Raw genomic sequence first — 25,276 nt, 5'->3', positions numbered from 1 at the left:
CTGGCGTTGAAAATCATTTTTGTCTCTCTCACCTTTCTCTTGCTTCTGATCACTACCGCCGTCGGAATGGACAGGCTGATGGGACTGACGTTATACCAATCGCTCCATAACGTCATCAATCCGTTTCGCGTCATGGAGACGCCTGAGCTGTTCATCTTATTTCTGTTCCTTCTTTTGTGGGTGCTCGATTTGTTGACCGTATGGCTTTGGCGGCGGAAAAAAACGGCTTCTTGACAAAAAATGAAACGGGCAGGAATCTTCCCCTGCCCGTTTGCCTGTCATTTTTCGATTTTCTCCCACATGTGCCGCTCTTCTAGCCATTGACGCACATGGAGGTTGTATTCATCGAGTGGGAGGCTGAATGAATCGCCGTCGCTTTGCAGCAATTCAATATTCCCCTGCCATGCGCGCCCCCCGCCGATGATGTCCTCCACCGGCTCATTCCATAAATCTTGTTTGAGCGCCTGGACAAACGACTCGATCTCCTTCGGCTCGGCAAGCACAACCTCTGCCCGCCCAGTTTCCACATTTCGGATCGTCACCTGACGGATCGGTGAATAGCCCCCTGGGCGAAGCAGCAAATAATATTGCTGCTTATATTCTTTTGAACCCATGATGCGCTGAAAATACGGCATGTACGGTTCAATCGGCACTACGTAGCGGCGGAGGAGGCGCGTGCCGTCTTTCAGCACATAGCCGATCACAACTGTCCGGATGTTGGCAAACCGAGGCGGCGACGGCTGATCGTGCACAAGCTGCTCATGGAACGCCCTTACAGCTTTGATGTTGTCTTGGCTGCGCAAAAACTGATCAACTTCTTGAAATGAGCGGCCTATCATTTCAGGATGTTCAAAATTCATGGTCGATTGGCCGAAATATACTTGTTTGATGTCCGCCAGCGCCGGCACGCGCTGTTCGTAACCGAGGGGATCCAAATGAACAAGCAGGCAGATGACCCCCATCGCTCCCGCAAACGCGATATATCCTTTCCAACGGTGAAAGACGCGCCACGTTTTCGCAATCACCATCTGGGCAATGGCATACCCGATCAAGGAAAAGCTGATATAGCCGAATACCGTCCAGCTCCACTTGCTTTCCACGTTTCCGAAATAGAAACCGCCAACAAGCCAAGAACAAAATGCCACTCCATACACAAACAGCGGGCGAAGCACTGAAAAGGCGAGCGCCTGCCCGGCCGCTTCCGTCGGCCGCCGCTCGTACAGCCAAATGGACAAACCGAAAAATAGAAGCGACAACAGCAACAACATCCCGATTTCTCCCGCACTCATCGCTTGATCCGTCAGCATCGCATAACGAATCGGCATCACCCACTGTTCCAGTTCGCTTGATAAATAGTACATATCCGGAAATCCGTATAATAATAGCGACAAGTTGCTAAACATAAGGACCATGATGCCGGCCGGAAAAACGAGAAAAATGTTTGTCAACACAATGTGAAGCACCGATTGGCCGACAAGCACCCCAATAACGATGCTAAAAGCAAAAATAACCGTTTCCATCACCAGCGTCTCACCGAACCAACGCCCTACATCCGCCGCCCCAATCGGCCACGGGAGATCGAGCCCATACAGGCATCCAATGGCGGCCAACGCTGTCACTGCAAGCGGCACAATCAAAAGCATCCAGCCAAATAGCACTTGCCCCACAAGCAGTTCGGTGCGGCGGATTGGCAAGCTATGGATGAAATCAGCCGACCGTTTCTCGTGCATGTAGCGAAGCACACCGGCCGCCGCCAAGATCGGGACAAGCCAAGCAATCAGCGTCTCAAACCCATTGGATATATAGTATACGTTCTTCCATTGCGGCACATTTCCGACTTTTGGATCATATTGCGAGTACGAAAGCCCAATCGGCAATACGATCGCCGCCAGCCATAACAGCAGATGAATGATGGCAATCCAGCCGATTTGGCGAACATTTTGCGTCCACATGGCGCGGTTAGCCGACAACCGTTTCGCGGACATCGACAACATCCCCCATTTCATACACAAAAATTTCTTCCAACGACAACGGCAAGACGTCAAGAATGAGCGGAGCAAACGAACTCACCGTCTCTTCGATGGATCGTTTCTCGCCGCGGACGACAAGAAGAACGATGCTGCCGCGCTCCTCGCGATGCACGATGTCAAGGCGTTCGGCCAACTCGCTCGGAAATCCGCCGCGAAACGCGACTTGAATTTTATGCATCCCGGCGCGCAGCTCGTTTAAATCGCGCTCCATCCGTACGGTCCCTTGCGCCATCAATCCGACGATGTCGCATAAATCTTCGAGCTCGCGCAAATTGTGCGACGAAATGACGACCGTCATCTCCCGTTCGGCCACTTCTTCTATGAGCAGCTGCTTCACATGACGGCGGACGAATGCATCGAGCCCATCAAGCGGCTCATCCATAATGAGCACATCCGGCTGGACGGAAAAGGCGAGCCAAAACGCCGCTTGGCGCTGCATGCCTTTGGAAAACTGCTGAATTTTTTGATCAACATCAAGCGAAAAAGCGGACCGCAATTCTGTAAACCGCCCGCGGCTGAACGACGGGTACAGTTGCTCGTAAAAATCCGCCATTTGCCGAATCGTCGCGTGCGGAAAAAAGTAGACAAAGTCCGGCAAAAACAAAAGGCGTTGCTTCACCCGGACATTTTCCCACACATCCTCCCCGTCCACTGTAATCGTTCCGCGATCTTGGCGGAGAATGCCGGCCATCATCTTTAGCAGCGTCGTTTTCCCGGCGCCGTTCGGGCCGAGCAGCCCGTAAATCGATCCTTTTGGCACCATCATGTTCGCGCCCTTGACAGCGGCAAATCGATCAAACATTTTCGTCACGTCCACAAGTTGAATCACGATTCTCCCCCTCTTTCTCTCCTTCTCGAACCCATTGCCATAACTGCTCATTTGTCACCCCTAAAAACCGTGCTTCCTTGACAAGGCGGACAAGCTGCTCACGGACCGCAGCGATCGCCTCGATGTTTGGTTCTTTCGAGCGCGGGGCAACGAAGCTGCCTTTCCCTGGAATCGAATAAATCCAGCCGTCGCGTTCCAGTTCGCGGTACGCTTTTTGAATCGTGTTCGGATTCACCATCAGCTGTTTCGCCATCGTCCTGACCGATGGCAGCTGATCGTGCGGCTGCCATAGTTCGCGGACGATCATTTCTTTCATTTTGTCAATCAGTTGTTCGTAAATCGGCTGGCGACTGCGGATATCAAGCTCAAACATCTCCCCTCCTCCTCTCATTGTCACAACCGTACTATAACTAATAGTACACACAAAACAGAAGAAAGGCAATAGTTTTTTCCAAAATGCTGTCTCGTTGTTATTGTGTCCAATAGTCTAATACAGTTGCACGACCACCTTTATAACGAATAAACGTCCATCGCTTGGAAATACTGTTAATGGAGATCAAATTCACAGCAGAAAGGGACTGGCGATGAACGGGCAGCCGCTGAATGTTCTACAGTTGTTATGCATGGTCATGCTGTCAACCGGGTTGATGAATCACGTCCTTGTGATCCCGATCTTGCTCGAAGCATCGCACCGGGATGCATGGATTGCTGCGGTTGGCGCTTTGCTCGCTCTTCCGCTTTGGCTGCCGTTTCTGTATTTTGCCATTAAACAAACAAGCAGGCAACGCCTGTTTGATTGGCTTCAAACCCAATACTCGCGCGCCGCTGCCTATCTATTCGCCTTCAGCAGCAGCATCTTTTTGTTAGTTCATAGCTTCGTGACATTAAACGATACGGTCACGTTTACGACAACATCGTATTTGACAGCGACGCCGAGATGGGCGCTTATCATCGTCATCGCCGCTCTTTGTTTTTATAACGCGTATCACGGCATTCACTCGATCGCCAATACCGCACTTGTTATTTTGACTTTCGTCACACTGTTTGGTTTTTTCGTCATGTTCTCAACGATGCCGCATAAAGACTACTCATTATTAAAACCAATGTTCGAACACGGATGGAAGCCTATTTTTCAGGGAATCATGTACGCAGGGGCAGGTTACGCAGAGGTCATTATACTTTTATTCCTTTCTCACCATCTGCCGAAAACATTTTCCATGAAGGCGCTCATCATGATTGCCATCTTGACCGGCAGCTTAAGCATCGGGCCGACGATCGGCGCAATTACGGAGTTTGGCCCCGAACAGGCGACGCGCCTTCGCTATCCGGCTTTTGAACAATGGCGGATGGTCAATCTAGGCACGTATATCGAACATGTCGATTTTTTATCCGTCTACCAGTGGCTGTCCGGTGCTTTTATTCGCATTTCCTTATTTACAGCTCTGCTTGTCGAGCTGTTCCCAGTGCAACACGAACAAACACGCCGCTGGATGCTCATTTCCATTTATACGATAATCATATTGGCGTCGCTCGTTCAGATCAGCGATGAACAATTTTTTCATTTCGTAAAATATTGGGTGTTGCCATCATCGCTCATCTTTTCTCTCGCTCTTTCTGTTTTGATTAGCGTGCTCGGGATGATTACTTATTTCAAAAAGAAGAGGGGGATGTGATAATGCCGTTGCCGATGCGAGCTGCCGAAAACAACGGATTGGCCGATGATTGCACCGTTTTAGAAACGGTGATCATTTCCGAAGAAGCATTGCGCACGATGTATGGAAAATGCCATGACGTCACAATCAAAGAAGCGGTGGTCCCATCGATCACGCCTGATAGGGTCGCCGTCCGTCTTTTATTCATCTACTGTGAAGGACTGTGCGATACACCGATGTTGCAAAAAGCCGTTTATCCGATGCTTCGCGACATGGGGGAACGATGCTCATTCCTATCAATTGACGAAATCGAGATGCATAAGCCGGCAACACTTGAATATATCGGGAAAGAAGTACGAATCGATGACTTGAATTTTCGCCTGTTCAGCGGCGAATTGCTGATTTATTTCCAAGAGGCAGACGCCTTGTATACAATGGCGCTGGCCAATCTACCGAAACGTGATCCAGACGAACCAAACACAGAAGTATCGATCCGCGGACCAAAGGATGGATTCGTTGAGGAAATCGGCAAAAATGTAGCACTCATTCGCAAGCGGATCCGTTCGCACCGCCTTGTTTACGAACCATTCATTATTGGAACGCGCAGCCAAACGCAAATTGGATTGCTCTATATCGATGATATGGTCAACTTAGACATGATTGACGAAGTGCGGAGGCGCCTATTGAATTTATGTGTAGACTCGGTCACAAGCGCAAATCAAATTGAACATTGGATTTCCGACCATCGTTTCACTCTTTTCCCTTTGTTTGGATATACGGGCCGGCCGGACTTTGCAGCTAGTTCGCTGCTCAATGGACGCTTTCTCTTGTTGATCGATGGAGCGCCGACCGCTTTAATCGGGCCGGGCAATTTGACCTTTTTATTGAACACATCTGAAGACAACCATACATTTTTCCTATTTGTTATTTTTCAGCGCCTTATTCGGCTGTTCAGCATATCGGTATCTATTTTTCTCCCCGGAGCATGGACAGCATTGACGTCGTTCCATCCAGACCAGCTGCCGTTCACCTTGCTGGCAACGCTTGTCCTATCCCGGCATGGAGTGCCGCTTCCTGTACCATTAGAAATGTTTATTATGCTCATTTTATTTGAAGTGTTTAAAGAAGCGGGTATGCGTTTACCCATTGCTGTCGGACAGACGCTGTCGGTCGTCGGCGGTTTGATTATTGGCCAAGCAGCGATCAACGCTGGACTGACCGCGTCGGCGACACTAGTCATAAGCGCCATCTCCGTTATTTCTTCCTTTACATTGGTCAATCAAAATTTATTGAACATGGTCTCCATACTTCGATTGTTTATTTTAATGTTTTCATCTCTTCTCGGGTTGTTCGGATTTATATTATCGCTCTTTTTCATTTTAACGTATGTTGTGAATTTGCGGACGTTCGGCGTTCCTTATGTAGCTCCATTAGCTCCTGCGTCGAACGATATCGGAAAGACGCTGGTCACAAGTGCATGGAGATTATTTCGCACACGCGCCCGCATTTTGCATCCAAACGATGCGACACCAAGAAAGGAAGATGATAAATGATCAAGCGGCTTTTTGCCCTACTTTTCGCCGTCGTATTGCTTAGCGGCTGCTGGGGGGTGCGCAATATTGACCATCTTCTTTACATTCATTCAATTGGCATTGATTACAAAGATGGGAAAATGGTGCTGTACGTTCAACTCATTAACTTCAGCGGGCTCGCCAAAGTGGAAGCTGGCGGAACAAGAGAACAAGCGACCGTTTCAGTCGGCAAGGCGACGGGTGAAACGTTCGATCTCGCCGCCCATAACTTATATCGATCGATTCAACAAATGGTTTCTTGGGGGCATGTCAAAAGCCTTGTCTTTACGAAACGGGCGCTGCGGCCTGACGTCATTCGCAATGTCATCGATTTATTGAACCGTTATAACGAGATTCGCCATACGATTTGGGTATACGCAACAGACACATCGCTAGAAAAGTTGTTCCAGTCAACTCCATTGTTGCTTGCCTCTTCCTATTATTCATTTTTATCCAACCCAGAAGAGCTGTTCCGGCAAAGCTCATTTATTCGGCCCATTCGGCTGAACCGTTTTATCGCCCATATCGATGAGCCGGCCATGACCACTCGCCTTCCTTATTTGTCATTGGCAAAAAAAGAGTGGACGGAAGATAAAAAGAATAAACCGATGTTAGTTCTTAAAGGAGCCTGTTTTTTGCACAATTACAAGTTGCAAGGCTGCGCCCGCATATCCGAAGTCAAAGGGATTCGCTGGGTGGAACAAGACATCCGCCGCACTCCCCTCGCGCTTAAGAAAAAGGGAAAAACGGCGGCGACTCTCATTATTCGGGAACCGCATGCCGAATGGGCTATGAAGCGGGAAGGAGGAGCTGATCGTATCCAGTTGCGCGTTCGTGCTGTGGGAACCATCATCGAACAAAACGAACCGCTATCGTGGCCGCAACTTGTCCGTTTGTCTAAAGAAGCAATCGAGCAGGAAATCCGCGGCACGTATCAGTGGGGAGCGGCGCGCGGCATTGACACATTGAACATTTCGGATGTGTTGTATCGAAACAACCTTTCTGAATGGCGGCGGTTATCGGTAAACGGAACCGTTCCGCTCGATGACGGTATTCTCCCCTCCATCTCCGTCGACCTTGCGATCAGCGCTGGAGGCAAGGAAAAAATCAATTACCGCGCCGGCGATTGAAAAGACAAAAAAATAAAGTATAATTAGGAATATTAAGATATACCCGTGGTGCTAGATAAAACTCAGACAAGCATAAAAATAGCCCTTGCTGGCGGATCTCCAGTAGAATGAAAGTGTCACCCAACATTCGAAAGGAGAGATCCCCCATGCAAGAGCACTTTCATTTTACTACAGATCCAGCCAAACTTCAAAACAATATGCCGCTATTTTCTGTTTTGTTTCTGCCCAACTGTCGTTGATTCAAATGTATCTTCATCGCCGCAACCGTCACTTGGTCAAGCAAGAAGACGAAGTGGTCATGGCGGTTCACCTTTTGGGGAAGCTGCTGGGCTTTTCTTCCGAACGAGCCTGGCATCGTTTTGTCACGGGAAATTTGTTCACAAACGGCTCGTTTCTTGAACGCTCCCGATACAACCGCCGCTGCCGGGCGCTTGGTTTCGCCATCAAATGGATCCGTCATGAGCTGGCGAAACGTGGCCAACACCATGCTTATGCGGTCGTCGACAGCTTGCCTCTTCCGTTGTGCCATCCCGCAAGAATGCAGCGCGTCAAGCGATTTCGAGGGATCGCGGATATGGGGTATTGTGCTTCCAAAAAGCAATGGTACTACGGTTTCAAGCTGCATCTTCAAGTGACCAATCAAGGGCTGGCCATGGGCTATGTCGTGACGGAAGCGTCCTGCCACGACGTCAAAGCCGCTGAAACGGTGATGACTCAAATCCCTCATCCCTACAACTTTGGGGACAAAGGGTACATCAGCCACGCTCTTCGAGAAAAGCTGTACGAAGAACACCAAGCCGCGTTCTGGACACCGTCTCGACACAATCAAAAGCACGGCCCATCCAAGGCATGGGAAGAATGGATCAGGAAAAAACGCAAAGTCATCGAGACGGTGTTTTCGATTCTCGTAGACCAATACCGGATCACCGACATTCGAGCGAATTCCATTGCCGGGTTTGAAGTGGCACTCGATGGCATCTTGTTGGCTTATTCCTTGGTCACACTAGGGCTGGTTGAGCGCTGACGCTCAACTAGCACCACGGGTAAGATATATTTTGAACGGGGGAGAACGATGAACACCCATACAGAACGAACGAGCGCCGTAGGCATAACCGTCTACCCGATTTTGTTCGCCATCAGCTTCAGCCACTTTTTGAACGATGCGATGCAGGCGGTCATCCCGGCGCTCTTCCCGATTTTGCGCTCGACGATGGAGCTGTCGTATACGCAAATCGGCTGGATCGCTTTTGCGTTGAACATGACGTCATCGATCATGCAGCCGGTCGTTGGCTTATGGACGGACCGAACGCCATCGCCGTACTTTTTGCCGCTCGGCATGGCGGCAAGTTTGCTCGGCATGGCCGGGCTCGCCTTGGCGCCGAATTTTCTCTTTGTCCTTCTGTCCGCGTTGCTTGTTGGGATCGGCTCGGCCGTCTTTCATCCAGAAGGGTCGCGCGTCGTCTATTTGGCCGCTGGAGCGCGGCGGGCGTTTGCGCAGTCGATTTATCAAGTCGGCGGCAACACAGGCAACGCCTTAGCCCCTCTTTTTACCGCCCTTATTTTCGTGCCGTTCGGCCAAAAAGGGGCGGCTTGGTTTACGCTCGCTGCCGCTCTTGGCATCACCGTGCTTTGGCGCGTCTCGCAATGGTACGGACATGAACTCGGCAGCCGACCGACGCCAAGCAAAGCGAAAAAAGCCGGGCAGCGAATCGATCACGGGCATTCGATCGTCTTTGCACTTGCGCTGCTCATCTTTGTCGTGTTCGCCCGCTCATGGTATTCGGCCGGCATCTCAAACTATTACCAGTTTTATCTGATGGAAACGACGCATATTTCCGTGCGCGAGGCGCAAGTGTACTTGTTCGCCTTTATGATCGCCGGCGCTATTGGAACGCTCGCCGGCGGGCCGATCGCTGACCGGTTCGGCAAACGGAACTTAATGATCTGGTCGACTGTTGGGACGGCGCCGTTTGCGCTCGCCCTGCCGCACGCGCCGCTTCCGCTCGCCTTGCCGTTGCTGCTTGTCGCCGGGTTTGTGCTGTCATTAAGCTTTGCGACGTTTGTCGTCTACGCCCAAGAGCTGCTTCCGAACCATGTCGGCATGGCGTCCGGGCTGATCGTCGGCCTGGCGTTTGGCATGGGGGCGCTTGGTGCGGTCGTGCTCGGCAAAATCGCCGACTTGTCGTCGCTCGGCACGTTGATGCTGCTTTGCAGCGTGCTGCCGCTCTTTGGAATCTTAGCCGTTTGGCTGCCGAAAGACCAGGCATAACAAAACGCACCGTGTCTTTCAACCAGGCAATGCGTGCTGTTGGACGTATAGAGCGCTATAAGCAACAAATCTATTTTTCTTTCAACCTTTTCCGAGTTATAATGGAAAACGATGATGTTCATTTAATTAGGAGATTTTTTGTATGGCGGGTTTATACATTAACCAGCACGTCCTAAACAACTTATTTTATATTTTAGTCACTATCTTTGCCTTTTCCTTTATTTATGACCATAGTCGAGCGATCCGGCAGCGCCCGCTCTATGGCCAGGCGTTGCTTGGGGCTTGTTTGGCGTTGGCGGCCGTTTTGTGCATGAAATTTCCGATTTACATTGATCCGCTGTGCGTCCATGATTTCCGGCAAATTCCGTTTTTGCTTGGGACATTGTATGGCGGCGGCGCGGTCGGGGCGGTGCTGTTTGTTGTCTTGATGCTGGCACGCACCGTTTTGTACGGATTTCAGCCGCTCACGTTGATCGTTTACGCCATCATGTTTGCCATAGCGGCGGCCGCTTCGCCGCTGTTTCGCAAGCTGCCGCAGCCGAGCAAGCTCGTTATGTCGCTTTGGCTGACGTTTTTGCTCGCGGTGCTGACGACATTTGTCGCCGTGATTGTTGCTGATTTTCCGGTAACGAAGCCATATATCGTGTATTTTATTATGATGCCGCCGTTCGTCATGATGTTCGCTGTCTATTTGATGGAGACGCTTCATGAGGCGCAGCTCGCTCGGGCAGAGCTGATGAAGATGGAAAAAATGCAGATCGTCAGCCAAATGGCGGCCAGCATTTCCCATGAAATCCGCAACCCGCTCACCGTCGTCAAAGGATTCATCCAGCTGCTGCAAACTGGTCGGCTGCCGCGCGAAACCGAAGAGCGGTACATTCGCATCGCCTTAGAGGAACTCGAGCGGGCGGAAGCCATCATCCGCGACTATTTGACGTTTGCCAAACCGGCGCCAAAAGAGACCGAGCCGATTGATGTCGCCACCCAGCTTCAGAAAGTGCTGCAAATGATTACGCCAATGGCGCATATGCATTCGATCCATGTATCCTCTTCCCTCGAACATGGTGTCGTCATCGGAAACGTACAATATTTCCAACAGTGTTTTCTCAACTTGTTGAAAAACAGCATTGAGGCGATGCCGAACGGCGGCACGCTCCATGTTGCGGCCGAGAACCGGGGGGCATCAGTCGTCATCACCATTTCCGACAACGGCGTTGGCATGACGAAAGAACAAGTGCGCCGCTTCGGCGAGCCATACTTCAGCACAAAAGAAAAAGGCACTGGGCTTGGTGCGATGGTCGCCGTCAAAATCATCGAACAAATGGGAGGAACGTGGACGATCGAAAGCGCCGTACAAAAAGGGACGACGTTGACGATCACGCTGCCGGCAAGCCGGTTGCGGCCGCCGACGGCGGAACAAAGCGCCGCCGGCTGATCGAAAAAACGGATGCCCTGTTTCGGACATCCGTTTTTTCTTGGCTATTGGCGCGATCACTTGACTTCCTCAAAATAATCTTTGTAAAACCCGCCGACTTTTCCGCTGTTGTCGATGACAAAATAAAACTCGTCCGTTTCGCTTTTCACTTCATATACTTTGCCCGGCGTCAACACATTGCTGACCATGTACTTTTCCGCGTTCGTGTGAACGCACTTTACTTTTTTGATCGTCGGCCGGGTCGCCCATGTGTGATGAATCATGGCGTCATCCCCTTATCTAGATGGTGTTCTCTTTTTTATTGTAGCGGGACGGCGCGCCGGCTGCAACTTGGAATTCCCGCTCCCTGCCAAACAGCGATGCCAATGATTGGCTGCAACAGGGGATCATGCTATCATGAGGATGTACCGACGATTCTGAAAGGGGAGATTTCGATGTTTTTGCCTTCGTTTCGCTTGGACGGAAAAACGGCGTTAGTGACGGGAGCCGGACGCGGCATCGGCCGGGCGATCGCGATCGGGTTCGCTGAAGCCGGGGCCGATGTGGCGCTCATCGCCCGCACGGAAGCTGATTTGCAAGAAACGGCAAGCCATATCGAACAGTTCGGCCGGAAAGCGTACATATATCCGCTTGATGTCATCGACCGGAAAGCCGTGCATGACGCCGTCGCCAATGTCAAACAACAAGCCGGATCACTTGATATCGTTGTCAACAACGCTGGCATGAACATCCGCACCCCGGCTTTGGATGTGACGGATCATGAGTGGGAAACGATTATGAACACCAACTTAAAGTCGGCGTTTCTCGTCTCACAAGAAGCCGGTCGCGTCATGAAAGAACAAAAGCAAGGCGGAAACATCATCAACATCGCTTCCGTCGCCGGCCATGTCGCCTTGCGCACCGGGGTTGTGTATGCGGCGACAAAAGCGGCGCTCATCCAAATGACGAAAGTGCTGGCGTTTGAGTGGGGGCGCTACGGCATACGCGTCAACGCGATCGGCCCATGGTATTTCCGGACGCCGCTCACCAAAACGCTGCTTGAGGACGAAGCGTATGTGAACGACATTTTGGCCGTCACGCCGCTCAAGCGGATTGGCGAGCTGCCTGAGCTCGTCGGCCCGGCTGTGTTCCTCGCCTCCGATGCGTCAAGCTATATAACCGGCCAAACGCTATTCGTCGATGGCGGCATGACGATCCACGGCTTTTGAGTAAAACACGCCTTGATGACGCACCCTATAAACGCAGCAGTCCATATCCACAAGGGGGTACCAATGATGGATGAGCAAGAAAGCAAACGGCAATTTCAAGACGATCTGGACCAATACCGAATGGACAACGTCATACACGCCCCGAAGCACTATGTGTACCAAGTCGGCTACGAAGCATCAAGCGGCAACCCGACCGGCGGCCATCGAGACGCGAAAAAAACGCGCGAATGGCCGCACAGCTAGACCGGGAAGGAACTCCCTTTCCGGTTTTTTTGGCTGGCCGATCTCCCCGCTTTGTATAGGCGGCGATCGTTGGGAAAAGAACTTCCTTCGCAATTTTTTGATGAATTCTCTTGCCCCTATAACCAGAGCCCGTCGAATCTGCGGCCGCGCCTTCAGCCTAAGGTGGAGCCAACAACCGCCCGTTATGGCTCATCGCGCACACCCTCAAATTCGATGATGCGCCCGCACGGCTCAACCATCGTTTCGCCGTTCGTTTCCACTTCGCGGAAAATCGGCTGCTCGATGCGGCGGACAGGGCGGTAGCCTTCCTGTTTCATTCGCGCTAAACAGGCGGCGATCGTTTCCCCTTCCGCTACAGTAAACCGTTTTTTCTTCATCGCTTTCCTGGCCAAAGAGGCGCGCCCTCCCTCCTCCCACTAGAAATGTTGACATATCAAGGCTTCACGGCCTTTCCTTATAACTATTGTACCCCAAAAAAGAAGCCGGATCGCTTCATCCGGTTCAGCATGTTTTCTGCACATATTTTCGGTACAGCCCGTACAGCTCCGCCGCCTTGTACGTTTCAATTTTTTTCCGTCCAACCGGATGACGGGCGATGCCCGCCTTTTTCAACTCAGCCACAAGCCATCCTTTCGAGCCGAAATGCGCCATGGGCGCTCCCCCTCCTTTTTCGTGCGGCTTGTCTTTATATATATGCGCCTAAACAGGGGATAAGAACGCCTTTGGCAACAGCTTATTCATGCTTGCCGCCATGCCCTTTTCCGTGCTTTTTTTCTTTTTTCTCTTTTTTGTTTTTTCCTTTTTCATGGCCGGGCGTACGCGGTTTTTCCTTCACCTTTGGCGGCACGGATTCAGGCGCCTTTGGCTCACGTTTTTTGTGTTCTCGTTCCGCTTGTTTCACAAGCGGCAGCGAGAAGCGGACGACAGGCTCGTCGGCCAGCGCTTTTTCCATCATATGGCGGAAAATGATGGCCGCCGTTTCCCCGCTCGTCGTCGTCAAATAATGTGTTTCGTCCGGCCGGTCATAGCCGAGCCAAAGCGCACCGACCAGCTGCGGCGTATAGCCGACCATCCATTGGTCTTTCACCCCGTCGATGCCGGGGATCGTCATTTCGGTCGACCCGGTTTTGCCCGCAAGCTCCCGCCCCGGGATGGCAGCGCGCTTCCCGGTCCCTTCGCGGATGACGCCTTCGAGCAAAAACGTCATTTGCTGCGCCACTTTCTTGGACGTGACAACCGTTCGCCGCGGCTTCCACTCCGCTACCTTGCGGCCGTAAGCATCAACGATTTTTGTAATGAGATGGCCGTCCAAACGGACGCCGTCATTGGCGAATACGGCGTACGCTTCCGCCATCTCGAGCGGCGAGACGCCGCGGGACATGCCGCCGAGCGCGATGCCGAGCTGGCGGTCCTCTTTTTCCAACGGCAAACCAAACCGGTGCAGCGCCTCCATCCCTTTGTCAAGGCCGATTTCGTTTAACAGCCAGACGGCCGGCACATTGAGCGAATGGATGATCGCCTCATACATCGTCACCGTGCCGCGGTGCGTGTGGTCGTAGTTTTGCGGGCGGTAGCCGCCGAGATTAAGCGGCTCGTCTTTGAGCAGCGAAAACGGCCCGTACCCTTGTTCGAGCGCCGGCGTGTACACGGCGAGCGGCTTGAGCGTTGACCCCGGTTGACGCCTGAGCTCTGTGGCGCGATTGAAACCGCGGAACACATGGCGGCCGCGGCCGCCGACAAGCGCCTTCACCCCGCCCGTTTTCGGGTCGAGCAGCACTGCTCCGCTTTGGACAGGCACACCGTCCGGGCTTGATGGAAACAGCGAATCATTCGCATACACGGCTTCAAGCGCTTGTTGCATGTTCGGGTCAAGCTCCGTGTAAATGCGGAGCCCCCCGGAAAGGACATCGCTTTGCGTCAGGCCGTATTGTGCAATCGCTTCGTGGATTAGTTCATCGACGTAGTACGGATATTTTCCGGCATACGGGTCGCGTTTTGGTTCCTGTTGAATGGCAATGTGCTCGTTTTTCGCGGCGATCCACTCTTGATCATCGATATAGCCTTGTTCTTTCATGAGCGACAAGACGACATTGCGCCGGGCGACCGCCTTATCGTAATGACGGACCGGCGATAAAGCGGACGGTGCTTTGATGAGACCAGCCAACATGGCGGATTCGCTTAGCGTCAACTCAGAAACGTCTTTGCCAAAGTACGTTTTCGCCGCGCTGGCCACCCCCCACGCCCCCGCACCGAAATAAATGCGATTGATGTACATTTCTAAAATTTCTTGTTTGCTGTACGTGCGCTCAATTTTTTGTGCGATCAACCATTCCTTCCATTTGCGTGTCAACGTTTTTTCATTCGTTAAAAAGACGTTTTTCGCCAGCTGTTGAGTGATCGTGCTGCCGCCCTCGACCCACGCCCCGACGCGAATGTTGCGCCACATCGCGCGCAAAAGCCCATAATAATCGACGCCATCATGCTCGTAAAAGCGGCGGTCTTCCGTCGCGACGATGGCCTCAAGAAAATAGTTGGGCACCCTGTCGATCGGCACTTCTTCGATGTTTGCCGCCGCGAGCTTGCTCGCGATGCGGCCGTGTTCATCATAAATGATTGTCGCTGCCGGCAACGGTGTTTCCAAGGCGGCAATGTTTTGTCGATCAATCGCCCACTCGAGCGCAGCAACAACGGCGGCCAAAGCCAAGGCGGCGACAACGAGCGCCTGCAGCCAACACCGTCTTCGTCTTGTTTGTCTCATTTGCTGCCTGCTTTGCGCCTCCACAATGTTCCCCCCTGTCTCTTCGTCACGATTATACGATTCGCAGCCGGCCGCCCGTTTTCGTCTCTTTTCCATGGCTCAAAACAAAAAAGAAGCGGCCGTGTGCGCCGCTTCCCTTGTTTACGCCGATGGCGATTTCTGCTTTTTTCCTTTTAAGAAAAACGCCATGACGAGCGCCACCACCGTTAAGCCAGTAGCGACGAAAAAGGCGTCGTTGATCCCCTCGACCGTTGACCGTTGCTGCACAAGTCCATACAACAGCTGAGCGATCGCCTCATCACTTGGGATGGCCTGTTTCAGTTGGCCGACAAGGCTCATGAACAACGGATTGTTTTCCGTCATTTCATTGCGATAAGCTTCCACATGGAATTTCGTCCGGTTGGACATGATCGTCACCAAGAACGCCGTCCCGAGCGAAGCCGCCACTTGACGAATCGTATTCGACATCGCCGTGCCGTGGCTGTACAAATGGCGCGGCAAGGCGTTCAACCCTTCCGTCATAATCGGCATCCCGAGCATCGACATGCCGAACATGCGGAAAATGTAAAGCCAAATCAACTGGCTGTATGGCGTATCCATCGTCAGCTTGCTGAATTCCCACGTCGTCACAGCGGTGATGATCAAACCGACAATAGCGAGCATCCGCGCGCCGATGCGGTCAAACACCCAACCAGAGATCGGCGACATGACCGCCATCACAATCGCCCCCGGCAGCAACAGCAAACCGGCATCGAGCGGCGTAAAGCCGCGCAAGTTTTGCAAATACACCGGAAGCAAGACCATGGCGGCAAACATCGCCATGTTAATGACCGAACCGATGACGGTCGCCAACGTAAACACTGGGTAGCGGAACACACGGAAATTGAGCACCGGATGCTCCGAGCGCAGCGAACGCCATGTGAACATGATGAGGAACAAGGCGCCGATGACAAGCGAAACAACCACTTCCGTCTCGCCCCATCCTTTGCTTCCGGCCTCGCTGAAGCCATACAGAACGCCGCCAAACCCGATCGTGGAGTAGACCGCCCCTTGCACGTCCAGCACTGGATTGCCTTTACGCGGCGTATGTTTCAGCCAGACGGAGGCAAGCACAATGTCTAAAATCGCGATCGGCAACACGACGTAAAACAACAGCCGCCATGTATAATGTTCAACGATCCAGCCAGACAGCGTCGGCCCGACCGCCGGCGCAAACATCATGGCGATTCCGACCGTTCCCATGGCCACCCCGCGGCGTTCCGGCGGGAAAATCGACAACATAATGACCATCATCAGCTGCATAATAATGCCGGCCCCGACCGCTTGTGTCAACCGCCCCGTGAGCATGACGGCAAACGACGGAGCGATCGAGCAGACAAACGCGCCGATGGCGAAAAACGACATGCCCGATAAAAACAACCGTTTCGCTGGAAACTTGGCGATTAAAAACGGGCTGATCGGGATGAGCACCCCGTTGACGAGCATATAGCCGGTCACGAGCCATTGAATCGTCGACGTTTCCACGTTGAAATCTTGCATCATATGCGGCAAGGCGACGTTGATCAACGTTTGATTCAAAATGGCGACAAACGCGCCCAGCATGACCGTCGCCACAACCTTGCCGCGGCTGCCGATATCCCCAAGGCCGCCTTGACCGGCCGGAGCGGCCGGACGCCCATCCGTTCCTGTCGACGGCTCTGCTTTCGTTTCCGCTAACGGTTGAGCGTTGGCTTCCGCCGCTTCATCCGCCGCCTTCCCTGCGGCTGAAGCCGGCTTGCGGCGGCGCAGCGCGATGTTGACCGCCGCCAAGACCAAAACGGCAAACACAATATAACCAATGACAAATGCTGTCATCCTCAATCACCTACTTATGGATGCGGACGGTGACGTTCATGCCCGGCACAAGTCCGGCTCCGCTGTAATTGTCAATGGAAATCGTAACGGGAATCACTTGGGTCACTTTCGTGTAGTTGCCGGTCGCATTGGAACTTGGCAACAGGCTGAACGTATTCGCTGTCGCGTTGCCGATTTTTTCGACTTTGCCGCTGAATTTGCGATCCGGATACGCATCGACATAAATATCGACGTCTTGCCCGATTTTCACGTCTTCAATATCCGTCTCTTCAATATTCGCCGTCACCCACAAATCGTTCAAATCAAACCCGCGGGCCAGCGGCATCCCCGCGGCGACAAACGAGTCCTTGACTGCGTTTTGCTGCACGATCGTCATCCGATGCGGCACTGTCACCGGAATCGTTGTTTTGCCGTCAAACACCTCGCCGATTTCTTCCCCAGCTGAGAAGGTTTTTCCCGTGTCGCCCCGCCAGGATGTCAGCTTCCCGGACAGCGGCGCAGCGACGGAGATGACCTGGCCGTCGATGCGGGCGTTGTCCGTTTTAATGTAGTTCGTTGCTTCATTCACATAGTAGTAGGCGGCAAAGCCTCCACCGACAAGCAAAATGAGCACAATGATGTTCAGCGCAACCAATCGTTTCACGTTCACCGTCTATTCCTCCCCGAGTAAAATCGCTTTAATTTTTTCATGAAGATGCAAAAACTGTTCAATCTCCTCTGGAGAGACGAGTTCTTGAATGCGGCCAAGCCGCCGGCGCAGCACCGACTGCTCGCCAAACGCTTCCGACACCGTCTCTTTTCCTTTTTCCGTCAAACTCAAAATGACCGCGCGCCGATCTTGCTTTGACGGCTCGCGGACAACAAGGCCGGCGCCGACGAGCCGGTCAACCGTGCCGCTGACATTGCTGTTGCTTAAGTTTAATTTTTCCGCCAAGTCATTCAGGCGAATATGCTCTTTTTTCAGCAGCGTATATAAGACGATCAGCTGCACCTCTGTCACCCCGACGCGGGCGGCGTCCTCGCGGATGAGGCGATAAAGCGCCTTTTGCGTCCGGAAGACAGCATACATGATGTCCCGGCTGATCCCTTCCATTCATCCCCCCTCCTTGCCTCATCTTTCTTGTTGGAATAGTTTCAATACGAATTATTCATGCGCGAAATATGATTATAACATGAAAACAGGGAAAATCAACTATATTGTTTCATGTCTTTTAGAGAAAACATACGCAACGAAAAAGAGTCCAACCGGATGTTTTGCATCCAGTTGGACTCTTTTGCCAACTCCTCATTCGTGAATCCGCGCCGCTGTTGCCGTTGGCTGAATGCAGTTTCTCAACCACGCTCCACCAGGTGGGTGTTCGCAGAAGCGTTCCTGCCGTCCTCCATCACGAATATTGAGGCATGACATTCCCGCTTCAATGTAGAACTCCCTTTTGATTGCCATCGGTTGAAACTTCATTCTACAACGCACAACGCAGCAACGGATTGGTGATTATTATGATACATGATCTGCCGTCCCTTGGCAAGAGGGACAGCCATCCATTTTTTCAAACTGGATACACCCCATGCTTCCGCTCAGAAAAGACCATATACTTGGACATATACGCGTCAAATCGGCGGATGAGCTCGTTGCGCAAATCGTTCGGCGCGACGATTCCGTCGACGACAAGCTCGGAGGCGAGACGGTAAATGTCGATGTCGCGCCGGTATTCCTCGCGTTTTTGTTCGACAAATGCCGCACGCTCTTCTGGCGGCAGCTCGGCAATTTTGTTGGCGTAGACGGCGTTGACGGCCGCTTCCGGCCCCATGACGGCGATTTGCGCGTTCGGAAGCGCCAGGCAGCAATCTGGTTCAAACGCCGGCCCGGCCATCGCGTACAATCCGGCGCCGTACGCTTTGCGAACGATGACCGAGATCTTCGGTACGGTGGCTTCCGACATGGCCGCGATCATTTTCGCCCCATGGCGGATGATGCCGACCCGCTCGACTTTCGTGCCGATCATAAAGCCAGGGACGTCGGCCAAAAACAGAAGCGGGATATGGAACGCGTCGCAAAGCGTGATGAATTTCGCCGCTTTATCAGCCGAATCGTGGAACAATACGCCGCCTTTGACGCGCGGCTGGTTGGCGATGATGCCGATCGGCTGGCCGGCAAGGCGCGCCAGTCCCGTAATGATTTCTGGCGCAAACAGTTTTTTGATTTCACAAAACGATCCTTCGTCAATGATCCGCTCAATCAAATCATACATGTTGAACGGCGCATTTTGGTTTTCTGGCAAAATGTCCTCGATCGTTTTGTCAAACGATTTCGGCGGCTTCGCCTCGACCACCGGCGGCTTTTCGCTGTAATTGGACGGAAAATACGACAAATAACGGCGTGCATAGGCAATCGCTTCTTCTTCGGTTTTCACGAGCACGTCGCCGCAGCCGGAGACGGTGCAATGCATGCGGGCGCCGCCCATCTCTTCGAGCGTCACTTTTTCCCCAATCACCATTTCCGCCATGCGCGGCGAGCCTAAGTACATCGAGGCATTGCCTTCGACCATGATGACGATATCGCAAAACGCCGGAATATAAGCGCCGCCGGCTGCTGATGGACCAAACAACAGGCACACTTGCGGCACTTTGCCGGACAGCTTCACCTCATTGTAAAAAATGCGCCCCGCCCCGCGCCGGCCGGGAAACATTTCGAGTTGGTCCGTAATGCGTGCGCCGGCCGAGTCCACCAAATAAATGATCGGGCAGCGCAGTTTTTCCGCCGTTTCTTGAATGCGGATGATTTTTTCGACGGTGCGCGCTCCCCACGAGCCAGCTTTGACGGTCGAATCGTTCGCCATCACGCAGACGGTGCGGCCATTGATTTTGCCGATGCCGGTCACAACTCCATCAGCCGGCAAATCGCCCGCCAAACAGTTGGCAAACAATCCGTCTTCCACTTCCAAACCGTTATCAAGCAGCAAGTTCAGCCGCTCGCGAACAAACAATTTCCCTTGGGCGGCGTTTTTTTCATGATATTTTGGCGCCCCGCCTTTCTTGATTTCCGCCGCTCTTTTCTCCAGCTCCGCTGCGAGCGTGTCTTGTTGATTGGCTGTTTCCTTCATCTCTTTGTTTCCCCTCCTTGTTTTGATGGATCTTGCTGTTCCATCCCGCTTGTTCGGCTGGAGCAAGGTTGGATGCCGTGTTTTATTTATCGCTGTGAAAAGGCCGATGCGGCGCAAGCGCTCCGTGCGGCTTCCTCCTTCCAAACCGCCCCCTCCTTGTCCAAGCGGGCTTACTCGCCTTTGTACACCGGCTTCCGCTTTTCTTTAAACGCCTGCAATCCTTCCAACCGGTCTTTCGTCGGAATGGTCGCCTCATAGGCGAGCTGCTCAATCGCGAGGCCCGTCTCCAAATCAACGTTGAATACGCTTTGGATCGCCCGTTTCGCCTGACGGACGGCTATCGGCGCATTGTCAGCGATTTGTTGCGCGAGACAAAGCGCACGCTCCATCAGCTCGGAGCGCGGCACCGCGTATTCGACAAGGCCGATTCGCTCGGCCTCTTTGGCGGTGATGCGCTTTGCGGCAAAAATCAATTCTTTCGCTTTTCCGAGGCCGACAAGGCGCGGCAGCCGCTGCGTCCCCCCCGCTCCCGGAATGATGCCAAGCGACGTTTCCGTCAACCCAAGCTGAATATCGTCGGCAGCAAACCGAATGTCGCAAGCCAAGGCAAGCTCCAACCCGCCGCCAAACGCCGAGCCGTTTAAAACGGCGATGACCGGCTGCGGCACTTTCTCGACCTCATTGATCGTTTTGCTGATTAAGGCAACGGTTTGCCGCACTTCCGTTTCATTCATCCCCGCCCGCTCTTTCAAATCAGCGCCGGCGCAAAACACCTTGTCTCCTGCCCCGGTCAACATGACAACGCGCACGTCTTTGCGAAATTTGATCTCCTGAAAGAGCGCGCCAAGCTCGAAAAGAAGCGCTCTTGAAAGCGCATTGGCCGCTTCCGGACGGTTTAATGTCACAATGGCGATGCCGTTTTCTTGTGTTTCAAACGATACAAGTGTGCTCACGTTTTCTCCCCCCCCTTATGATCAAACCGTTTGCAAATAGCGGCTCGGAAGCGGGCGGCCGATTTTGTCGCGGATAAACAAAGCCGCTTTCGTCAGCTGCTCGACATCGATGCCGGTTTCAATCCCCATGCCGTGAAGCATATATACTAAATCATCGGTGGCGACGTTTCCCGACGCTCCGGGAGCGTACGGACAGCCGCCGAGGCCGCCGAGCGAGCTGTCAAACGTCGTAATCCCCATTTCCATTGACACTAAAATATTGGCCAGCGCCGTCCCTCTCGTGTCATGGAAATGCATCGCGATCCGATCAGCCGGAAAACGGCGGAGCACGATTGTGAGCACCTCTTCGACTTGCTTGGGCGTCGCGACGCCAATCGTATCGCCAAGCGACAGTTCGTCAACCCCCATCGCCAACAACCGGTCCGCCACCATCAGCACTTGATCGACGGCGACAGGCCCTTCATACGGGCAGCCAAAAACGGTGGAAACGTAGCCGCGCACCGTTTTTCCTGCTTGTTTTGCCGTTTTCACGACCGCTTCCAGCACCGGAAATGTGGCAGCGATCGTTTTGTTAATATTTTTTTGGTTGTGCGTTTCGCTCGCTGACATGAAGACGCCCACTTCATCGACCCCGGCGCCAAGCGCCCGCTCAAGCCCCTTTTCGTTGGGGACGAGCGCCGCATACGTGACGCCGGCTTTTCGGCGAATGCCCGCTGCCACTTCAACGGCGTCCGCAAGCTGCGGAATCCATTTCGGATGGACGAAGGAAGTCACCTCAATGTACGACAGCCCCGTTTCTGACAATAGGTTGATCCAAGCGATTTTATCGGCGGTCGCGATCGGCGTTGCTTCGTTTTGCAGGCCGTCGCGCGGGCCGACTTCTTTGATCGTCACCTTCGCCGGCCATCGGCTCATGCTCTGCTCCCCCTTTTTACTCAATCTCGACAAGCACGTCGCCTTCGTTCACGAAATCTCCTTCCTGCACGTGGATGTGCTTCACGACGCCAGACGTTTCCGCGGCAATCGGAATCTCCATTTTCATCGATTCCAAAATGACGACATCTTGCCCTTCTTCCACACGGTCACCGACGGCGACGACAATTTTCCATACACTTCCTGCCATCGTTGCGGTTATTTGATTCATCATTTCTTCCCCCATTCATTTCTGCTTCATTTCGTTTTTATTGGTTTCCAATGTTTCGAAAGGAAATCGGTCGTCGTATCCCCCGCTTGAAACGCCGGATGGGACAACACGGCCTCAAGCAGCGGAATGTTCGTTTTAATCCCTTCAACGCGATAGTCTCGAAGCGCTTCGAGCAAGCGTTCAATCGCCGTTTGCCGATCCGGCCCTTTGGCGATCAATTTCGCGATCATCGGATCATAAAATGGCGTGACCGTGATGCCGCTTTGAACCGCCGTTTCATGACGAATCCATTCGCCTTGTGGGGCGGAAAACACCGTAATGCGGCCGGGCGACGGGTAAAACGTGTTCGGATCTTCGGCATAAATGCGCACTTCAATGGCGTGACCGTCGCGGCGAATCTCTTCTTGTTTATAGCGGAGCGGCTCGCCCGCGGCGATGCGCAGCTGCTCTTCGACGATGTCGATGCCGGTGATTTCTTCTGTCACCGGGTGCTCGACTTGCAGCCGAGTGTTCATCTCAAGAAAATAAAAATTTTTCTGTTCATCGACGAGAAATTCAATGGTACCGGCATTTGCATAACCGATGTAACGCGCAGCCCGCACCGCCGCCTCCCCCATCTTCCGCCGCGTCTCTTCATCCAAAAACGGCGACGGCGCCTCTTCGACCACTTTTTGGTGGCGGCGTTGGATCGAACATTCACGCTCCCATAAGTAAACACAGTTGCCATTTTGGTCGGCAAGAAGCTGAATTTCAATATGGCGCGGGCGTTCAATATATTTTTCAATGTACATCGTCCCGTCGCCGAAAAACGAAGCGGCCCGTTTTTGGCTCCCTTCAAACGCTTGGCGCAGCTCAGCTTCATCGCGAGCGATATGCATGCCGATGCCGCCGCCGCCGGCTGACGCCTTCAGCATGACTGGATACCCAATCGAAGCCGCCGCTTTGGCCGCCTCATCGGCGCCATCAAGCGCAAAGGAGACGCCCGGGACGATCGGCACGCCGGCTTTTTCCATCGTCCGCCGCGCTTCGATTTTGCTGCCCATCGCCGCAATGACGTCCGCCTTCGGACCGATGAAGACGATTCCTTCTTCCTCGCAGCGGCGGGCAAACGCTGGATTTTCCGACAACAGCCCGTAGCCGGGATGGATCGCCTCCGCTTTCGCCGTTTTGGCAACCTCAATGATTTTTTCGATATTTAAATAGCTTTCCGCGACGCGCGGCTTGCCGATCAAATACGCTTCATCCGCGAGCGAGACATGAAGCGAATCGGCGTCTGCTTCGGAATAAATGGCAACCGTTTGAATGCCGAGACGTCGGCACGTGCGGATGACACGGACGGCGATTTCGCCGCGGTTGGCAATCAACACTTTCGAAAACATCGTCTCACCCTTTCTTAAAAGTACAGGTGCCGGCGCCGGACGGTTCGTCCGCCCGGCGCGGCGGTTTAGGCTTAGGTTGTTAAGCCGAGGCGCTGTTTCGCCATTTCCCGCAATTTGAATTTCTGAATTTTCCCAGATGCCGTCATCGGGTACGAGTCGGTAAATTCGATATAACGCGGGATTTTATGCCGGGAAATGTTGCCGCGGCAAAACTCGCGAATCTCCTCAGCGGTCGCCGTTTCGCCGTCTTTTAAGATGATCCACGCCATCACTTCTTCACCGTATACCTCATCCGGCACGCCGACGACTTGAACGTCCAAAATTTTCGGATGTTTGTACAAAAACTCTTCGATTTCGCGCGGATAAATGTTCTCCCCGCCGCGGATGATCATATCTTTCAGCCGGCCGGTGATGCGGCAGTAACCGTTTTCATCCATCGTCGCCAAATCGCCGGTATGCAGCCAGCCGTCTTGGTCGATCGCTTCATTTGTCGCTTCCGGGTTGTTGTAATACCCTTTCATGACATGATAGCCGCGCGTGCACAGTTCCCCTTGCACACCCCGCGGCACTTCCTTGTTCGTGCCCGGCTCAACGATTTTCACTTCCACGCCCGGCAAGGCGCGGCCAACCGTTTCGACACGCAGCTCAAGCGGATCGTCGGTGCGCGTTTGCGTGATGACTGGGGACGCTTCCGTCTGCCCGTAGGCGATCGTAATGTCTTTCATCCCCATTTTCTCGATGACCGCCTTCATCACTTCGACCGGGCAAGGAGAACCGGCCATAATGCCCGTGCGCAGCGACGACAAATCGTATTTGGCAAAATCCGGGTCGTTGAGCTCGGCGATGAACATCGTCGGCACGCCGTGAAGCGCCGTGCACCGCTCCGCTTCCACCGTCTCGAGAACCCGCTTCGGATGGAACTCCACAACCGGCACCATCGTCGCCCCGACCGTCACGCATGCAAGCGTGCTCATGACGCAGCCGAAGCAATGGAAAAACGGCACCGGAATGCACAATCGATCGCCTTCGCCAAGTCCCATGCATTGCGCCACTTGGTGGGCGTTGTTGACGATGTTGTAATTCGTCAACATCACCCCTTTCGGGAATCCAGTCGTCCCGGACGTGTATTGCATGTTGATCACATCGTGCGGGTCGAGGCTCTCCATCCGTTCATCGAGTTCTTCTTCCGATACGTCGTGCGCCATCGCCAAGATGTCGTTCCATGTAAACATGCCCGGGTGCCGTTTGTCGCCAAGAAAGATCACGTTTTTCAACTTCGGCAGCCGTTTCGATTGCAGCTGTCCGGGCGCCGACGTGCGCAGCTCGGGAACGATTTCATATAAAATATCGATATACGACGAGTCGCGATATTGCTCAATCAAAAAGAGCGTCGTCGAGTCGGACTGCCGAAGCAAATACTCAAGCTCCGCCGCGCGGTAGTTCGTATTGACCGTAACGAGCACCGCTCCCATTTTGCCGGTCGCAAACTGGCAGGCGATCCATTCCGGGACGTTCGTCGCCCAAATGGCGACATGCTCCCCTTTTTCGATGCCAAGCCGCATCAACCCGCGCGCAACGAGGCGGCAATAGTCGTTAAACTGCCGATACGTCAGACGCAAGCCGCGGTCGGCATACACGACCGCCTCGCGATCCGCATATTGCCTGGCTCGCTCTTCCAACAATTTCCCCACAGTCACCGTCAACATCGGCCGTTTCCTCC

General features: G+C 53.3%; 24 protein-coding genes, 1 other RNA gene and 1 pseudogene. 9 read left to right on the top strand and 17 right to left on the bottom strand.

The window, feature by feature from the left end:
* Positions 1-6: 6 nt before the first annotated feature.
* Complete coding sequence (locus tag GHH_RS19155) at positions 7-234, top strand: hypothetical protein (RefSeq protein WP_041467851.1); 228 nt, start codon at positions 7-9, stop codon at positions 232-234.
* A 44-nt stretch (positions 235-278) separates the two neighbouring features.
* On the opposite strand, the gene GHH_RS08070 is transcribed toward GHH_RS19155, so the two are convergent.
* From GHH_RS08070 to GHH_RS08060, 3 genes are read right to left on the bottom strand one after another with little or no spacing between them, the layout of a single operon-like run.
* Complete coding sequence (locus GHH_RS08070) at positions 279-1,985, bottom strand: ABC transporter permease (protein ID WP_015374760.1); 1,707 nt, start codon at positions 1,983-1,985, stop codon at positions 279-281.
* Complete coding sequence (locus GHH_RS08065) at positions 1,960-2,859, bottom strand: ABC transporter ATP-binding protein (protein ID WP_014195739.1); 900 nt, start codon at positions 2,857-2,859, stop codon at positions 1,960-1,962. Before GHH_RS08065 ends, GHH_RS08070 begins: the two co-directional genes overlap by 26 nt.
* The gene (locus GHH_RS08060) at positions 2,825-3,232 is read right to left on the bottom strand and encodes a GntR family transcriptional regulator (protein ID WP_015374759.1); all 408 of its coding nucleotides are present in this window, start codon (positions 3,230-3,232) and stop codon (positions 2,825-2,827) included. The genes GHH_RS08065 and GHH_RS08060 overlap by 35 nt, the downstream gene beginning before the upstream one ends.
* Before the next feature lie 211 nt (positions 3,233-3,443).
* Between GHH_RS08060 and GHH_RS08055 the strand changes: the two genes are divergently transcribed.
* From GHH_RS08055 to GHH_RS08030, 6 genes and pseudogenes are all read left to right on the top strand, one after another.
* Positions 3,444-4,532 (top strand): endospore germination permease, encoded by a 1,089-nt coding sequence (locus tag GHH_RS08055; RefSeq protein ID WP_015374758.1) that lies wholly within the window; start codon positions 3,444-3,446, stop codon positions 4,530-4,532.
* Positions 4,533-4,534: 2 nt separating this feature from the next.
* Positions 4,535-6,064 (top strand): spore germination protein, encoded by a 1,530-nt coding sequence (locus GHH_RS08050; RefSeq protein ID WP_015374757.1) that lies wholly within the window; start codon positions 4,535-4,537, stop codon positions 6,062-6,064.
* Positions 6,061-7,212 (top strand): Ger(x)C family spore germination protein, encoded by a 1,152-nt coding sequence (locus GHH_RS08045; RefSeq protein ID WP_015374756.1) that lies wholly within the window; start codon positions 6,061-6,063, stop codon positions 7,210-7,212. The genes GHH_RS08050 and GHH_RS08045 overlap by 4 nt, the downstream gene beginning before the upstream one ends.
* Before the next feature lie 146 nt (positions 7,213-7,358).
* Positions 7,359-8,236, top strand: a pseudogene (locus tag GHH_RS08040) (IS982-like element ISGsp1 family transposase).
* Between the two features lie 48 nt (positions 8,237-8,284).
* On the top strand, positions 8,285-9,481 hold the full coding sequence (locus tag GHH_RS08035; RefSeq protein ID WP_015374754.1) for an MFS transporter: 1,197 nt from the start codon (positions 8,285-8,287) through the stop codon (positions 9,479-9,481).
* 142 nt (positions 9,482-9,623) lie between these two features.
* On the top strand, positions 9,624-10,916 hold the full coding sequence (locus GHH_RS08030; RefSeq protein ID WP_015374753.1) for a HAMP domain-containing sensor histidine kinase: 1,293 nt from the start codon (positions 9,624-9,626) through the stop codon (positions 10,914-10,916).
* A gap of 56 nt (positions 10,917-10,972) precedes the next feature.
* Here GHH_RS08030 and GHH_RS08025 read toward each other — a convergent pair whose 3' ends face one another.
* A complete protein-coding gene (locus GHH_RS08025; protein WP_011231108.1) occupies positions 10,973-11,179 on the bottom strand; it encodes a DUF6501 family protein in 207 nt (68 codons plus the stop codon).
* 171 nt (positions 11,180-11,350) lie between these two features.
* On the opposite strand from GHH_RS08025, the gene GHH_RS08020 reads away from it, so the two are divergent.
* A complete protein-coding gene (locus GHH_RS08020; protein WP_011231107.1) occupies positions 11,351-12,124 on the top strand; it encodes an SDR family NAD(P)-dependent oxidoreductase in 774 nt (257 codons plus the stop codon).
* Positions 12,125-12,190: 66 nt separating this feature from the next.
* Positions 12,191-12,367, top strand: a complete 177-nt coding sequence (locus GHH_RS08015; protein ID WP_173400022.1) for a hypothetical protein — start codon at positions 12,191-12,193, stop codon at positions 12,365-12,367.
* A gap of 182 nt (positions 12,368-12,549) precedes the next feature.
* Here GHH_RS08015 and GHH_RS08010 read toward each other — a convergent pair whose 3' ends face one another.
* From GHH_RS08010 to GHH_RS07960, 13 genes are all read right to left on the bottom strand, one after another.
* Positions 12,550-12,744 carry an NETI motif-containing protein gene (locus GHH_RS08010; RefSeq protein WP_015374752.1) on the bottom strand — a complete coding sequence of 65 codons (195 nt, stop codon included), beginning with the start codon at positions 12,742-12,744 and terminating at the stop codon, positions 12,550-12,552.
* A gap of 124 nt (positions 12,745-12,868) precedes the next feature.
* Positions 12,869-13,018, bottom strand: a complete 150-nt coding sequence (locus GHH_RS18170) for a YflJ family protein (protein ID WP_011231104.1) — start codon at positions 13,016-13,018, stop codon at positions 12,869-12,871.
* A gap of 82 nt (positions 13,019-13,100) precedes the next feature.
* Positions 13,101-15,149 carry a transglycosylase domain-containing protein gene (locus GHH_RS08005; protein WP_015374751.1) on the bottom strand — a complete coding sequence of 683 codons (2,049 nt, stop codon included), beginning with the start codon at positions 15,147-15,149 and terminating at the stop codon, positions 13,101-13,103.
* A 117-nt stretch (positions 15,150-15,266) separates the two neighbouring features.
* Positions 15,267-16,979 (bottom strand): DHA2 family efflux MFS transporter permease subunit, encoded by a 1,713-nt coding sequence (locus GHH_RS08000; RefSeq protein WP_015374750.1) that lies wholly within the window; start codon positions 16,977-16,979, stop codon positions 15,267-15,269.
* Between the two features lie 10 nt (positions 16,980-16,989).
* Positions 16,990-17,628 carry an HlyD family secretion protein gene (locus tag GHH_RS07995; protein WP_014195721.1) on the bottom strand — a complete coding sequence of 213 codons (639 nt, stop codon included), beginning with the start codon at positions 17,626-17,628 and terminating at the stop codon, positions 16,990-16,992.
* Positions 17,629-17,631: 3 nt separating this feature from the next.
* Entirely contained in the window at positions 17,632-18,072 is a 441-nt protein-coding gene (locus GHH_RS07990; RefSeq protein WP_011231100.1) for a MarR family winged helix-turn-helix transcriptional regulator, read from the bottom strand.
* Positions 18,073-18,274: 202 nt separating this feature from the next.
* A non-coding RNA gene (gene ssrS / locus GHH_RS18165) (6S RNA) lies at positions 18,275-18,463 on the bottom strand.
* A 63-nt stretch (positions 18,464-18,526) separates the two neighbouring features.
* The gene (locus tag GHH_RS07985) at positions 18,527-20,080 is read right to left on the bottom strand and encodes an acyl-CoA carboxylase subunit beta (protein WP_015374749.1); all 1,554 of its coding nucleotides are present in this window, start codon (positions 20,078-20,080) and stop codon (positions 18,527-18,529) included.
* 170 nt (positions 20,081-20,250) lie between these two features.
* Complete coding sequence (locus tag GHH_RS07980) at positions 20,251-21,033, bottom strand: enoyl-CoA hydratase (protein WP_015374748.1); 783 nt, start codon at positions 21,031-21,033, stop codon at positions 20,251-20,253.
* 21 nt (positions 21,034-21,054) lie between these two features.
* Positions 21,055-21,948, bottom strand: a complete 894-nt coding sequence (locus GHH_RS07975) for a hydroxymethylglutaryl-CoA lyase (RefSeq protein ID WP_015374747.1) — start codon at positions 21,946-21,948, stop codon at positions 21,055-21,057.
* Positions 21,949-21,964: 16 nt separating this feature from the next.
* Positions 21,965-22,177 (bottom strand): acetyl-CoA carboxylase biotin carboxyl carrier protein subunit, encoded by a 213-nt coding sequence (locus tag GHH_RS07970; protein ID WP_011231095.1) that lies wholly within the window; start codon positions 22,175-22,177, stop codon positions 21,965-21,967.
* 26 nt (positions 22,178-22,203) lie between these two features.
* Positions 22,204-23,556 (bottom strand): acetyl-CoA carboxylase biotin carboxylase subunit, encoded by a 1,353-nt coding sequence (gene accC, locus GHH_RS07965; protein WP_015374745.1) that lies wholly within the window; start codon positions 23,554-23,556, stop codon positions 22,204-22,206.
* A 71-nt stretch (positions 23,557-23,627) separates the two neighbouring features.
* A complete protein-coding gene (locus tag GHH_RS07960) occupies positions 23,628-25,262 on the bottom strand; it encodes an AMP-binding protein (RefSeq protein WP_015374744.1) in 1,635 nt (544 codons plus the stop codon).
* Positions 25,263-25,276 lie beyond the last annotated feature (14 nt).

Source organism: Geobacillus sp. GHH01 (assembly GCF_000336445.1).
GTDB lineage: Bacteria > Bacillota > Bacilli > Bacillales > Anoxybacillaceae > Geobacillus > Geobacillus zalihae.
Note: the sequence above shows the minus strand (reverse complement) of the source record. Positions and strands in the feature narration are given on the sequence as shown.